Consider the following 14200-nt stretch of genomic DNA (forward strand, 5'->3'; position numbering starts at 1 on the left):
CTTCCTGCTCGACGGCCCGGAGGGCCATTTCTTCCCGGCGGCCCGGTGCGCTCTTCCTGCCCAACGGCCCGGCGGGCCGGCCCGCGCGGTCGGAGAACGGCTCAAGCGGCCGAGCCCCGCGGCGAGTCGGTCGCTCGCGGGCAAGACCTCCCGCGGGCAAAGACCTGGGGCGCCCCGGTTCCGGTCGGGACGCCCCAGGCGTCTATCCCACCCGCACAGCCCCCTCGGGCACCAGCCCCTGTGCGAGCAGTTCGTCGCGGACCAGGCCCGCGTACACGGTGGCGCCGTGCACGGAGGTGTGGGTGTTGTCCCTCTTCTCGTTGTACAGGTAGATCGCCTTGGAACCCTCCACGCCCAAGGACTCCACCAGCGTCTTCGTCCTCGCCGTCAGGTCGATCAGCGGGACGCCCTCGGCCGCGGCCACCGAGCGGATCACCGCGGGATGGTCCACCCCGAGGCCGTTGACCAGCAGGGCCGTCCCGTTGTTCAGTGTGCCGTCCGAGTTGAACCAGCGTCGCACGACGGGCGTCACGAGGACAGGGTTCCCGCCTTTCTCCCTCACACCCGCGACCAGTGTCTCCAGGTTCGCCCGGTACGTCGCCCCGTCGGTGGTCTTGTCGTTGTGGGCGAGCTGGATCAGGACGAGGTCTCCGGGGCGGATCAGCTGCTGGACGGTGGCCCACAGGCGCGGCTCGGCGAGATACGTCACCGTGCTCTCGCCGGAGTCGGCGTAGTTGGCCACGGAGACGCCCTTGCGCAGGTACTGGGGCAGCTGCTGGCCCCAGCCGGAGTAGGGGTCGCCGGGCTGGTCGCAGACCGTTGAGTCGCCGACGAGGAAGATCTGGCGGGCGTGCCGGGCGGGGGTGACGCGGATGCCGGCGAGGGCGGGGGCGGTGCCGCCGAGTGTCAGGTCGAGGCCGGGGGTGCCGTCGGGGCCGGTCGGCTCGCCCTCCGGGGTGCGGACGTTCACGGTGAAGCTGCGGGCGGTCCGCTCGCCGGCCGCCACGGCCGTCTCCGGCAGCAGGGAACGCCGGGTCTCGCCGCTGACGCCGGTACTCGACTCCGCGTCGCCGCCGAGGAGGACCTTCACGTCGTACGTGCCGGGCGGGACGTCGAAGTGGCAGGCGTTCCCCGCGCAGTTGTCGATCCCGAGGGCATGGCCCGGCTGCGCCTGGGCCGGCACGGCGGTCAGGCCCGTGCTCAGCGTGAGCGCTGCCAGCACGGCGAGATTGAAACGTCTCATTCGAGGCTCCCGAGATGGGCGACATGGCCTGGCGGCTGGACCGTACCCCTATCTGCAAGCGCTTTCTAGCCCCTGGACCGATTTCGCGAGACTGCCAACTTCCTTCAGGCGAAAGCTCTTTCGCGAAATCGATTCAACTGTCACCCTGCGAGACACCCGCACCTCTCCCGCACGTCTCGAAGGAGGCACCCCCATGTCCGAACCCACCGCGAACAGACCGGTCGGACGCCGTACCTTCGTCCTCGGCACCGCGGCCGCCGCCGGCACCGCCGCCCTCGCCGGGCCGCTCGCCCAGGCAGCGTCCGCCGCGAGTTTCGGCTACCGCGACGACGGCTCGAACTACGTCGTCGACACCGGCGCGAGCCTCGTCTTCAAAGTCAGCAAGACCAACGGCGACCTGACTTCGCTGGTCTACAGGGGCACCGAGTACCAGGGCTACGGCGGCAAGAACTCGCACATCGAATCGGGACTCGGCACGTCGACGGTCACCGTCAAGCAGTCCGGGTCGACGATCCTGATCTCGGTCGCGTACGGCACCCTGCGGCACTACTACGCGGCCCGCAGCGGCGAGAACAACATCTATCTGTGGACCAACCGGGCCGACACCTCGGTCGCCTCGACCCGCTTCATCCTGCGCGTGAAGGCCGGCCTGTTCCTCAACGACCAGCCCGATTCCTACACTTACGCGCCCACCACCATCGAGGCCTCGGACGTGTTCGCCAAGTCCGACGGCCAGACCCGCTCCAAGCACTACTCGAAGCTGCGGGTCGTCGACTACGACTACATCGGCTGGAGCGCGAACGGCGTCGGCCTGTGGATCGTGCGCTCCAACCACGAGAAGGCGTCCGGCGGCCCCTTCTACCGCTCCCTGCTGCGCCACCAGAGCGCGGACGGCGGTGGCCTGTACGAGATCCTGCACTACGCCCAGAACCAGACCGAGGACGAGCGCTTCGGCCTCCAGGGCCCGTACGTCATCGCCCTCACGGACGGCGGCGCGCCCTCCTCGTCCCTCTTCCCCGGCACCCTCACCACCCCCTGGGCGGACTCGCTCGGCATCTCCGGATACGTCGCCTCGGGCGGCCGGGGCCGAGTCGCGGGCGTCGGCATCACGGGCCGGAACACCGCGTACCCGTACACCGTCGGACTCGCCAACGCGGCCGCCCAGTACTGGGGTTCGGCCCGCTCCTCGGACGGATACTTCTCCATCGCCGGAGTCCTGCCGGGGACGTACACGCTGACCGTCTTCAAGAGCGAACTCGCCGTCCACACGACGTCGGTGACGGTGACCGCCGGTGGTACGACCACCCTGAACTCGATCGCGATCCCCTCCTCCAACGACCCGAGCAACGCGAGCGCGATCTGGCGGATCAACGACTGGACGGGCACGCCGAGCGGCTTCAAGAACGCCGACCTGATGACGTACGCCCATCCGTCCGACGTCCGCGCCGCCGCCTGGACCGGCAATGTCGTCATCGGCAGCGGCACCGAGACCTCCGCGTTCCCCTGCTACCTCTGGAAGGATGTCAACAGCGGTCTGCTGGTGTACTTCAAGCTGACCGCCGCGCAGGCCGCCGCCGCGCACACCCTGCGGATCGGGGTGACGACGGCCTACGCCAACGGGCGGCCGCAGGTCGTCGTCAACGACACCTGGACGTCGGCGATCCCCTCCCCGCCCACCCAGCCGAGCACCCGGTCGCTGACCAACGGGTCCTACCGGGGCAACAACCACACGTTCACCTACAGCGTGCCGGCGAGTGCCTGGCGCACGGACACCGGCCAGTACAACACGCTGAAGATCAACATCGTGAGCGGTTCGGGGACGACCTCCTATCTCAGCGCGGGCACGTCGATCGACGCCCTGGATCTACTGACCTGACGTCAGGTGCCGCGCGTCCACTGCTGGTTGGTCCCTCCGTTGCACGTGTACGTGATGATCGCGGCGGAGTTGGCGGTGGACGCGCCGTTCACGTCCAGGCACTCGCCGGTGGCGCGGGCCTTGATGTTCACGTAGGAGCCCGAGGTGACCACCGACCACTGCTGGGTCGTCGCAGTCGACGAGCAGTTCTCCTGGGTCACGTCGGTGGCGTTCTCCTGGAGGCACAGTGAGCTGCCGCGGCCGACCAGCTGGTAGTAGCCGGTGCCGAGGTTCTTGAACCACCACTTCTGGTTGCCACCGCCGTTGCAGGTGTACTGGCTGATCGCGACGCCCTGCCACAGTGACTGGTCAGCCACGTCCGCGCACTTGCCGCTGTGCCGGGCGACGAGCGTGTTGTACGTGGCGCTGGTGCCACCGATCGCCCCGGCGGCGGTGTCGACCGTGACCTCGGGATACCAGGACATCGACATCGTGGTGGAGGTCGGGAAGGTGAGCGGCAGCCACACGTAACGGGAGTCGTTGACCGTGCCGCCGAAGGAGTTGCCCCAGCGGTCGCCCATGTAGAGGTACGAGGTGCCCGAAGTGCCCTGCACCGGAAGGACGTACGCGGTCTGGGAGTTGAAGGTCGTGGAGTCGCCGATGTTGGCCATCGCGGTCCAGGGGCCGCCGAGGGAGGTGGCGGTGGCGTACTGCTGCTGGTTGGCGCTCCAGCCGGTCGCACCGGAGGTCAGCATGAAGTAGACGTTGCCCCGCTTGAAAAGGGCCGGGGCCTCGCGGTGGCCGCCCGGCCAGGGGTTGGCGACCAGGGAGGCGATGCCGGTGTAGTCGGCGGTGAGCCGGTAGATCTGGAGGTCGTAGTTCTCGTTGGCCGCAGAGACCATGTAGGCGGTGCCGTCCGTGTCGACGAACGTGGTGATGTCGCGGGACATGTACTGGCCGAGCGGCCGGAAGCTGCCCCGGTAGGTGTAGGTGCCGTCGACGGTGTCGGATACGGCGACGGCCGCGCGGGCCTCGCTGTAGTCGGTGCCGTTCTCCTTGTGCATCCACATCACGAACTTGCCGGTGGTCGCGTTGTAGACGACCTTGGGCCGCTCGATGTAGGCGGTGCCCAGCTCGGCCGCGGACGACTGGGTGAGGACGTGGTTCCTGAACTCCCAGTTCTTCAGGTCGGTGGAGCGGTAGGCGTCCACGTACCGGAAGGTGTTGTCGGCGTTGCGGTCCTCGCCGAACCAGTAGTAGTACGAGCCGACCTTGATGACCCCGCCGCCGTGCGCGTGCAGGGCGTTGCCCGAAGTGTCCGTGAACTGCACGCCGTTGGGGATGGTGAGCGGGGCGGCCTGGGCCGGTCCCGCGGTCGCCAGGGCGCCGGCCAGGGCCAGACAGAGGGCGAGCAGTACCGCGTGAGCACGTCTCATGACGCGACCTCCGTGTCCGTGGCGGTGTCCGCCACCGGTATGCCGAAGTCCGGGGTGCCGTCCGCGTGCCAGCCGAGCTTCTGGACGCGGGTGTGGCGGTTGGGGTCGTTCAGCGGGTCGCCGACGATCTCCTTGTACTGGCGGGCGTGGTAGACGAGCACGTCGCTGCGGCCGTCCTCGGCGACGGTGAAGCAGTTGTGGCCGGGGCCGTACTGCTTGGTGATGTCGTTGCTGGTGAACACGGGGGTCGTTGACTTGGACCAGCTCGCCGGGTTCATGAGGTCGGCGTTCGCGTCGGCGGTGAGCAGGCCCATGCAGTAGTGCCAGTCGGTGGCGCTGGCCGAGTAGGACATGAAGAGGCGGCCGTTGCGGGCGAGGACCGCGGGGCCCTCGTTGACCTTGTAGCCGACGCACTCCCAGTCGTACTCCGGTGTGGAGAGCCTGATCTGAGGGCCTGTCAGCGTCCAGGGGTTCGCCATCCTCGACAGGAAGATGCCGGTGTTGTTGTCCTGGCCGGGCTCGTGCTGGGCCCAGGCGAGGTAGCGGCTGCCGCGATGGGTGAAGGTGGTGGCGTCCAGCGAGAACGTCTCCCAGGCGGTCCTGACCTGCCCCTTCTCCTGCCAAGTCCCCTTGAAGGGGTTGCCGTTGGCGTTCTCGAGCACCCAGATGCGGATGTCCCAGATGCTCTCGGCGGGTGCGGAGGCGAAGTAGACGTACCACTTGCCGCCGATGCGGTGGAGCTCCGGCGCCCAGATGTGGGCGCCCATGACACCGGTCGGGTGCTTGGTCCAGATGACGGACTCGGGGGCGGTCGCGAGGCCGTTCAGGGTTCGGGAGCGGCGCAGGACGATGCGGTCGTACTCGGGGGCGGTGGCCGTGAAGTAGTAGAAGCCGTCGGAGTGACGGTGGATGAACGGGTCCGCCCGGTTGCGGACGAGGGGATTCACGAAGGGCGCGGCCTTCTTCTTCTGCTGCGGGACGGCCGAGGCGACGGTGGGGGTCGCCGCCAGGGCGCCCGCGGCCAGGGCGCCCTTCAGCAGCAGTCGTCGGTCGGGGACATCGTGGGCGCGGCTCATGCGCACTGCCTCTCGGGGAGGGGGGTGTCCTGAGAGCGATGTTCGATATTGAGAACATCTGTTGTGATTGCGAACAGCCGAAAGGTACGGCTGGGGAAGGTGGCGGTCAACGGGTTGGACGCGATGGGAGAAGGCGCTTTCTGCGTGCCGGGTTTTGTGCGCCAGGTTTTTGTTATCCGTCCGGCCGCCGCGCGTCTCCACATCTGTGCGCAGCCAAACCCACAAGAAGACAGCAGCGGCCGTGGGCGCCCTCGTCGCCCTCCTCGCCTCGGCTCCCCCGGCCCGGGCCGCCGGCCCCCGGGACATCACCGCCGACGTGCTCGCAGACCGGGACGTCACACTGACCGGCGACACCGTCGTCACCGTCCCGGCCGGGACGACGACGTACGACGGGGTGTTCCGCGGCGAGGGCACCCTCACCGTGCGCGGCACCGGAACCCTGGTCCTCACCAAGGACAGCGACTTCACGCTGCCCGCCTCCCGGCAGCGGGTGCGGATCCTGGGCGGCAACCATCCCCGGGTGACCACGACCGCCGCCGACCCGCCCGCGGTCACGGTCGAGCGCGGGGCGACCCTTCAGTACGGCGACGGCGGCACGACCGGCCTGATCGGCCATTTCCCCTACGGCACCCCGGCGTTCCGGCTGAACCAGGACAACATCCGGGTCGACGGCACCCTGCGGCTGTCCCTGAGGAGCGCCTACAACCTGGGCACGGTCAGCGGCTCCGGTCTGATCACCCAGCCGCGCTTCCTCTGGGGCACCTGGGACCTGACGTCCGGCCCCTTCGCCGGAGTCATCGACAACGGCACCCAGACCAACGCCGGCCGGCCCGAGTACGCGACCTCGCTGCCGAACGTCCGCAAGGTGCTCAACCAGGGCACGTGGACGGTGGACACGCCACTGGGCGAGACCGTCACCCAGCGCATGGACTTCTACCAGCGCGAGTACGGCAGCGACATCAACGTCCAGTCCCGGCCCGGCAGCAAGGTGATCCTCACCGGCCAGTACAGCTGGGCGAACCGGGGCGGCGACACCGACCCGTCCCTCAGCGACCCGGCCCTGAACTGGACGCCCGCTCCCAAGAACGTCAACAAGCGGGGCACCAACATCAAGGGCGCGAACGTCCAGTGGGGCGACGGCACGACGAACAGGATCTTCATGCCGGGCACGGCGAAGACAGTGTACATCAACCTCCTCGCGGCGCGCTCCCGTTCCCTGCTGACCTTCGACTACGACGGCCCGGTGACCCTCGGTGCCCCCATAGGCGGCGGCCGCTTCCACGACACCCTGTCCGCGCCCGGTGCCGGTGACATCGTCATCAAGGGGACGAAGGGCAACGACGTCACCTTCGCCGCGGTCCAGTTCTACGACGGTTCCACGACCGTGGAGAAGGGTGCCGTACTCCGTCTGGGCAGCGGCGAACCCGGCGGCGACGGCGGGCTCTACACCAGGGGCGGCCACTACCGGGTCGTGAACGACGGCTCGCTCGTCGTCGACAACACGAGCAAGCCCCTGACCCTGCCCCGGATCAGCGGCAGCGGCTCCCTAACGCAGGCCGGCCGGGCGACGACGACTCTGACCGGCGGTGCGATCACGTACACGGGAGAGACGACGGTCGAGCGCGGCACGCTGGCCCTGCGGGGCGGGGCAACTCTGGCCCACAGCAAGGGCATCCGGCTCACCTCGACGGCGGCCCGGCTGGACGCGGGGACGGCGGGCCTGCGCGTGGCGTCCTCGCTGTCCGGCAAGGGCACGGTGTCGGGTGCGGTCGTCAACGACGGTGTGGTGAGCGGGGGGTTGAGCGTCGCCGGGGACTACACGCAGAGCGCGAAGGGCGAACTGGTGCTGGGAACGCACCCTTTGAAGGTGTCGGGGGCGGTACGGCTGGCCGGTGACCTCGACCTGGCGGCGGCCGGCATTCGACCGGCGCGGACGGTCACCGTCCTGGACCACCGGGGCGGTGCGCGCACCACGGGCACCTTCAAGGGCCTCAAGGAGGGCACCCGGCTCAAGCTCGCCGACACCACCTACCGGATCACCTACCGGGGCGGCGACGGCAACGACGTCGTCCTCACGACGGACACGGCGAGCGCGGCCGCACGGGTCCGTTCCGCCACCACATCGACGGCCCAGGCCGCGGCACCCCGTCCGACCGACGCGGCCGAGGGCCTCGGCTGGTGGCCCTACGTCCTGGCGCTCGGCCTCCTGGGGGGCCTGGCGGTCACCCCGGCCCTGGGGATGTGGGGGCGGCGAGGTGGCGGCGGCCGGCATGCGGCGGGCCGGTGAGCCGGGAGGGCGGGTTCTTGTGGTTGCGGAACGCCGCCCGTCCCGGTGTTCGGTTGCCGGACGGGCGCGGAGATCCGCCGTCCGTTCGGTTAGCGTCGAAGGATGACCAGCGACATCCCGGAAGTCCCCGACGCCCTCGTCCGCCCCTTCGCCGAGGCTCTCGCGGCCGGTCCGGTCGTGCTCGACGGCGGAATGTCCAACCAGCTGGAATCCGCAGGGCACGACCTCAGCGACGAACTGTGGTCGGCGCGGCTGCTCGCGGAGCGGCCCGAGGCGATCACCGAGGCGCATCTCGCGTACTACGAGGCGGGCGCGGACGTGGCGATCACATCCAGCTACCAGGCCACCTTCGAGGGGTTCGCCAAGCGCGGGATCGAGCGTGAGCGGGCGGCGGAGCTGCTCGCCCTCAGCGTCGGGCTGGCACGCGAGGCGACGCGGCGGGCGGCGGCGAAGGGCGTCCGGCGGCCGCTGTACGTGGCGGCATCGGTCGGGCCCTACGGCGCGATGCTCGCGGACGGTTCGGAGTACCGGGGCCGGTACGGGCTGAGCGTGGCCGAGCTGGAGGCCTTCCACCGGCCCCGCCTGGAGGTCCTTGCGGCGGCCGGGCCCGACGTGCTGGCGCTGGAGACCGTCCCGGACGCCGACGAGGCGCGGGCGCTGCTGCGGGCGGTCCGTGGGCTCGGGGTCCCGGCCTGGCTCTCCTACTCCGTCGCGGGTGACCGCACCCGGGCCGGTCAGCCGCTCGAGGAGGCGTTCGCGCTCGCCGCCGACGTGGCCGAGGTCGTCGCGGTCGGCGTCAACTGCTGCCTCCCGGAGGACGTGGCGCCCGCGGTGGAGACCGCCGCACGGGTCACCGGCAAGCCGGTCGTCGTCTACCCCAACAGCGGGGAGTCCTGGAACGCGGACACCCGCGCCTGGGAGGGCAGTTCGAGCTTCGCGCCGGAGCAGGTACGGGGCTGGCGGGACTCGGGTGCCCGCCTGATCGGAGGCTGCTGCCGGGTCGGACCGGGGACGATCGCGGGGATCGCGGGGGCACTCGCAGCGGTGCGACCCGGGGGCGTCGCGGGGTGACGCGCGGGTTGCCGCCGTGCGCGGGATGGGGGTGGAGCCGGAGAAGGGGGCCTCGGTGACGGTGACCCCGACCCGCCGGCGTCGGCCGACCCCGCCCGGCCCCGATCAGTGCTGCCGCCGGGCCAGCCCCGTCCGCCGCAACCGCCGGACCACCGAGCGGAGTTCCGCCGTCCTGGCCGGCCAGCCCTCCGCCGGTTCCGAGACCGGGGCGGTCTCCTTCGTGGTCGTGTCCGCCGTCCACACAGCGAAATCGCGGTCCCGAGGACCGGATTCGACGTACGGGTCGCCCTTGCCGAAGATCTGGACCGGGTGCGTGGCGTCCCAGGGCCGCCAGCCGGGGTCGCCGTCCGTGGCGAAGCGCACCCAGGCACCGTGCATGGCGTCGGCGAGCTCGGCCGGTGCTCCCTCGCCGGCGAGCTTGGCCGACTCCGGGACGGCGCCGGTGTCGAAGACGAAGCCCAGTTCGAGGGCGTGGCAGGCGCCGAGGTCGGGGAGGTTGGAGGGCCAGGCGAACTCGTAGACGTACGACGAGCCGGGGCGGGCTTCGGCCAGGCGGTGCAGGGGAATGCGCAGGAGGTGGTCGGTGACCATCTGGCCGACGATGTCGGCGGTGCCGGCGTCGGGGTGCAGGGCGCGGTAGCCGCGGACCACCTCGGAGCCGCAGTGGCAGCGGGCCATCGCGCCGGCGAGGGCGACCGGGCCGAGCCGGTCGACACGCTCCAGGAGGCCGCCGGGGACGAGCCAGAGGCGGTACTCGTCGCTGGTCCAGCCCAGCATCAGCTCGACCTCGCGGGCCACCGAGCCCTCGACCAGCGCCTCCAGGGGGTCGCGGGACACGAGGTCACCGTCGATCACGATGCCGAAGGCCGGGCCGCCCAGGACGGGGCTGCTGAGGCGGCCCACCTCGGCCTGGGTGCGCAGCAGCAGCTCGCGGTCGACCTCGGCGAAGGCGGCGGCGGTGGCGGGGACCTTCAGCCGGGTCGCCATGCGGCGCACCATCCGCCGTACCTTGTCGCGGTCGCTCGCCTCGGGCGGCCCGCTCTGGAGGACCGCGCGCCGGAACAGGCCCTGGGCCTGCGGGGCGGCGAGCAGGGCCCCGATGCTGATGGCGCCGGCCGACTGTCCGGCCAGGGTGACGCGGCCGGGGTCGCCGCCGAAGGCCTCGATCGTCTCGTGGACCCAGCGCAGGGCGGCCAGCTGGTCGCGCAGGCCGGGGTTGGCGGGGGCGTCCGGGAAGAGGCCGTAGCCCTCGACGCCGAGCCGGTAGTTGACCGAGACGAACACCACGCCGTCCCGGGCGAAGGCGTGTCCGTCGTACACCGGCACCGCGGAGGACCCCCTGGTCAGGGCACCGCCGTGCAGCCACACCAGGACCGGGAGGCGGGCGCCGGGGCCCGGTTCGGGTGTCCAGACGTTGAGGTTGAGGCAGTCCTCTCCGGGGACGACCGGGTCGGAGAGGTAATGCCCGAAGGCCTCGGAGTACGGCGGTTTCGGGGCTGTCGGCCCGAAGTCGACGGTGTCGCGGACGCCGTCCCAGGGCTCGGGCGGGACAGGGGGCCGGAAACGGTTCGGGCCGAAGGGCGGGGCCGCGTAGGGGATGCCCTGGAAGACCGCGACCCCGTCCTCGTGGCGGCCGCGTACGGCTCCGTACGGCGTGCTGACCACGGGACCTGTCCGGACTGCTGCCATGTGACCACCAGCCTCCTCAGCGCGCTTGTGCACCGTGAACAACAGAGCACCACATTTCGGCCCGGTATTCCGGTGCAGAGCGCGTTCCGGCGGCTACTCGGCGTACGTCGGGGTGCGACCGGCGGGGCCCGGCCTCTTCCCGACGCCACCGGGCGAACTTAGGGTAGGAAGCGCTTACTTCCTCGCGCTTGCCTTTCCGCGCTGGTCGAGACTTCCATGGCCCTCGGGCGGGCCGGAGAGGGTGGTTTCCGATGGTCCGCACGGGGAGTGCGAGCGTGGCGGCCGGTCCGACGCTGGCGGTGGTGGCCCGGGAGGCGGGTGTGTCGGTGCCGACCGCCTCCAAGGTGGTCAACGGCCGCGAGGACGTGGCCCCCGAGACGCGCCGCCGGGTCACCGAGGCCCTGGACCGGCTCGGCTACGTCCGCAGACCGAGGTTCGACGCCGCGAAGTCGTCCGGCCTCGTCGACCTGGTCGTGCACTCGCTGGAGACCTCCTGGTCGGGGGCGGTGCTGCACGGGGTGGAGGCGGCCGCCCACGACGCCGGTCTGGAGGTCGTCGTCTCCGCCGGGCTGACCCGGAACCGGGCCGGCCGCCCCGAGCGCGGCTGGCTGGACAAACTCACCGGACGCGGGTCCTCGGGCGTGCTGTTCAACCTGGCCGAGCTGTCGCCGGCGCAGTACGGCTGGCTGGACCAGCACCGGATCCCCTACGTCCTGATCGACCCGGTCCTGGAGCCGCCGTCGGGCGTGGTCTCGGTGGGCGCGGCGAACTGGCAGGGCGGGGTGACCGCGACCGAGCACCTGCTCGCGCTGGGCCATGAGCGCATCGCGGTCGTCGCCGGGCACCAGCGCAAGATGTGCAGCAGCGCGCGGGTGGCCGGCTACCGTTCGGCGCTCGCGGCGGCGGGGGTCCGGCAGCGGCCCGAGTACGTCCGCCTCGCGGGCTTCGACGAGAGCACCGCTCACCGCCGCACACTGGAACTCCTGGACCTGCCCGAACCGCCGACCGCGGTCTTCGTCTGCTCCGACAGCATGGCGCTCGGCGTGTACGCGGCCCTGGCCGAACGCGGCCTGAAGGTGCCGGACGACATGAGCGTCGTGGGGTTCGACGACCTCCCCGAGGCCCGCTGGGCCACCCCGGCCCTCACCACGGTCCGCCAGCCCCTGTCGGAAATGGCGGCGACGGCCCTGCGGCTGCTGGTCCGCATGATGGACGGCGACCGCCCGGAGAGCACCCGCACGGAACTGTCGACACGGCTGGTGGAACGGGCGAGCACGGGGGCGCCGCGCGGCTGAGCGGGTTCGGGCACCCCGAGCCCCGCGCCGGGGTGCCCACCGGCCGGGGCGGCCCTGGCCGACGTCCGAGCCGCCGCGACACGCCGCAGGTTCGTCCGAGTGCCCCCTGGTCGTGGGCCTGTGTGCGTCGGAATCGTTCAGCTTCGGTCATCCATGGGCGCGGGGAACTGGCCGGGGCAAACGGGCGTCGAACGATGCGGCGGGGAGGGGCCGCCGTCCCGGCCAGGGCGGCGGCGAGCACTTGGGGGACGACCATGACGCGCTGGCGGCCGCTGCCCGACACACTGCCGAGGGAGGCCCGGCATCTCGTCGAGCAGCTGCGGCAGCTCAAGGACCGCACGGATCTGAGCCTCGCGGAACTCGCCCGGCGCACCGCGTACAGCAAGTCGTCCTGGCAGCGGTACCTCAGCGGGGCCAAGCAGCCGCCGCGCGGTGCGGTGCGGGCGCTGTGCCGGGTGGCGGGCGCGGACCAGGCACGGCTGCTTGCGCTGTGGGAACTGGCCGACCCGATCTGGCCGTACGGCCCGATGGGTGCTTCGGTGCCGCCGCGGATCCCGGCGGACGAGGTGCCCGAGGCGGTCGCGCCGGAAGCCATGGCGCCGGCGGTGCCCGGTCCGGAGCACCGGCGGTGGCGGGCGGCGGCACTGGTGGCGTTCGCGGTGATCGTGCTGCTGGTGGCGGGGGTGCTGTGGGCGTGGCCGTCGGGGAGCGAGTGACGGTACGGCCGCCCCGCTCCCCCGCCGACAGGGTCAGCCGACCTGGTCGTAGTAGGCGTTGCGCCAGCTGCCCCTGCCCTTGAGCTTCACCCGGTACTTGCCGCCGACCCGCTTGAAGTCGACGTCCCGTTTGTCGCCGTCGTAGCGGACGGTGCCGCCCGAGAAGGGGCCGTGCAGCCATTGCTGGGCGAACTCCCAGCTCTGGTCGGTGACCACGCCGTCGTTGTCGGTGAGACCGAAATGCTCCTGCCACCACTGGGTCGCCGACTCGGTCTCCGGGCCGAAGGAACCGTCGATCCGGTTCTTGGCGAAGTTGTGCCAGTCCCCGTCGTCGTCCTGCCACTTGGCGCCGTCCGCGTACAGGACGGACTGCCACAGCGCGGTGGCGTTGCCGTTGGCGTGGTCGTCGACGCCCAGGTTCTCCTCGTCCTGGAAGTCGTCGCTGACGACTCCGTTGCCGTCGATCCCGTAGTACGGGGCCGCCTCCGCAGCCGGCGCCACGGCGAGGCCGATGGTCCCGGCGCCCAGCAACACGGCCGTCACCGTCGCGGCGGCCCTCTTGCGCATGCTCATGGATGTCTCCCTTTCCGAACCGCCGTGGTTCCCCCCGTGGTTCCCCCTGGGGCGGTTCGCTTCGCTCGGCACGGCACAGCGTCACAGGGCTGAGGTGCGCACGGCGAGAGCCGCAGGCGTCCCCGGTCCGGCGGGGGACGGTCCGCCCGGTGTACGGCGGCGCGGTCCGGGAGCGCGGGACGTACGGGGACCTGCCGGGACGGGATGGGACAGGTCCGGCACCCTGCCCGGAGGCCGTGGCCCGAGCACAGGCCGCCGTGGGTGTTCCCTCGCGCGGTCGCAGGTGCGTAGCCTCGGCGCGGTGAACGCGATTCCGGCAGGACTCGACCATCTGGTCCTCGCGACCCCCGACCTGGCGGCGACGGTCGCCGACTTCACCCGGCGCACCGGTGTCGTGCCCGCCCCCGGCGGCGTGCATGTCGGTCGCGGCACCCGCAACCACCTCGTGGCGCTGGGCGGCACCGCCTATCTGGAGATCGTCGGGCCGGACCCGGAGCAGCCGGAGCCCACGGGCCCGCGCCCCTTCACCGTGGACACGTTGCCCGCCGCCCGCACGGTCACCTGGGCGATCAGCCCGCCCGACCTGGACGCGGCGGTGGCAGCCGCCCGGTTCCGCGGCTACGACCCCGGGGAGATCCGCCCGATGAGCCGCCACCGCCCCGACGGGACCCTCCTGGAGTGGCGCCTCACGGACGGCGACACCCAGCACCCCTCCGGTCTGGTCCCGTTCCTCATCGACTGGGGCACCTCTCCGCACCCCACGGCCTCGGGCCTGCCCGGCACGCCCCTGCTCTCCCTCGCGGCGACCCACCCCGCCCCGGGCGAGATCCGCCCTCTCCTCGCCGCCGTCGGCACCGACCTGCGGCTCACCGAGGGCCCGGTGGGTCTCTCCTTCACGGTGGACACCCCGCGCGGGCCGGTGAGCTTCGGATGACGTGTCCGATTCCTTCAAGACCGCT

Annotated in this window: 11 protein-coding genes; 6 read left to right on the plus strand and 5 right to left on the minus strand. The window is 71.6% G+C overall.

Annotation, left to right across the window (positions count from 1 at the left end; all coding sequences use genetic code 11):
• Nucleotides 1-202: 202 nt before the first annotated feature.
• Complete coding sequence (locus IF54_RS0101445; RefSeq protein WP_030313547.1) at nt 203-1243, minus strand: rhamnogalacturonan acetylesterase; 1041 nt, start codon at nt 1241-1243, stop codon at nt 203-205.
• A gap of 193 nt (nt 1244-1436) precedes the next feature.
• On the opposite strand from IF54_RS0101445, the gene IF54_RS0101450 reads away from it, so the two are divergent.
• On the plus strand, nt 1437-3119 hold the full coding sequence (locus IF54_RS0101450; protein ID WP_030313548.1) for a rhamnogalacturonan lyase B N-terminal domain-containing protein: 1683 nt from the start codon (nt 1437-1439) through the stop codon (nt 3117-3119).
• 2 nt (nt 3120-3121) lie between these two features.
• Here IF54_RS0101450 and IF54_RS0101455 read toward each other — a convergent pair whose 3' ends face one another.
• Together IF54_RS0101455 and IF54_RS0101460 are read right to left on the minus strand one after the other, a co-directional pair.
• Nucleotides 3122-4534 (minus strand): RICIN domain-containing protein, encoded by a 1413-nt coding sequence (locus IF54_RS0101455; RefSeq protein WP_030313550.1) that lies wholly within the window; start codon nt 4532-4534, stop codon nt 3122-3124.
• Complete coding sequence (locus tag IF54_RS0101460) at nt 4531-5610, minus strand: family 43 glycosylhydrolase (RefSeq protein ID WP_030313552.1); 1080 nt, start codon at nt 5608-5610, stop codon at nt 4531-4533. Before IF54_RS0101460 ends, IF54_RS0101455 begins: the two co-directional genes overlap by 4 nt.
• Before the next feature lie 205 nt (nt 5611-5815).
• Here IF54_RS0101460 and IF54_RS0101465 point away from each other — a divergent pair, with 205 nt between their 5' ends.
• On the plus strand, nt 5816-7897 hold the full coding sequence (locus IF54_RS0101465; RefSeq protein ID WP_030313554.1) for an autotransporter: 2082 nt from the start codon (nt 5816-5818) through the stop codon (nt 7895-7897).
• 102 nt (nt 7898-7999) lie between these two features.
• On the plus strand, nt 8000-8968 hold the full coding sequence (mmuM, locus tag IF54_RS0101470) for a homocysteine S-methyltransferase (RefSeq protein ID WP_030313555.1): 969 nt from the start codon (nt 8000-8002) through the stop codon (nt 8966-8968).
• A 105-nt stretch (nt 8969-9073) separates the two neighbouring features.
• On the opposite strand, the gene IF54_RS0101475 is transcribed toward mmuM, so the two are convergent.
• Complete coding sequence (locus tag IF54_RS0101475; protein ID WP_199821162.1) at nt 9074-10657, minus strand: carboxylesterase/lipase family protein; 1584 nt, start codon at nt 10655-10657, stop codon at nt 9074-9076.
• Between the two features lie 251 nt (nt 10658-10908).
• On the opposite strand from IF54_RS0101475, the gene IF54_RS0101480 reads away from it, so the two are divergent.
• Both IF54_RS0101480 and IF54_RS0101485 read left to right on the plus strand, forming a co-directional pair.
• The gene (locus tag IF54_RS0101480; protein WP_030313558.1) at nt 10909-11952 is read left to right on the plus strand and encodes a LacI family DNA-binding transcriptional regulator; all 1044 of its coding nucleotides are present in this window, start codon (nt 10909-10911) and stop codon (nt 11950-11952) included.
• 254 nt (nt 11953-12206) lie between these two features.
• Complete coding sequence (locus tag IF54_RS0101485; protein WP_030313560.1) at nt 12207-12668, plus strand: helix-turn-helix domain-containing protein; 462 nt, start codon at nt 12207-12209, stop codon at nt 12666-12668.
• A 33-nt stretch (nt 12669-12701) separates the two neighbouring features.
• On the opposite strand, the gene IF54_RS0101490 is transcribed toward IF54_RS0101485, so the two are convergent.
• Nucleotides 12702-13241 carry a peptidoglycan-binding domain-containing protein gene (locus IF54_RS0101490; protein ID WP_030313561.1) on the minus strand — a complete coding sequence of 180 codons (540 nt, stop codon included), beginning with the start codon at nt 13239-13241 and terminating at the stop codon, nt 12702-12704.
• A gap of 301 nt (nt 13242-13542) precedes the next feature.
• Here IF54_RS0101490 and IF54_RS0101495 point away from each other — a divergent pair, with 301 nt between their 5' ends.
• Nucleotides 13543-14175 (plus strand): VOC family protein, encoded by a 633-nt coding sequence (locus IF54_RS0101495; protein ID WP_030313562.1) that lies wholly within the window; start codon nt 13543-13545, stop codon nt 14173-14175.
• Nucleotides 14176-14200: the final 25 nt, after the last annotated feature.

Source organism: Streptomyces sp. NRRL B-3229 (genome assembly GCF_000719505.1).
Taxonomy (GTDB): domain Bacteria; phylum Actinomycetota; class Actinomycetes; order Streptomycetales; family Streptomycetaceae; genus Streptomyces; species Streptomyces griseorubiginosus.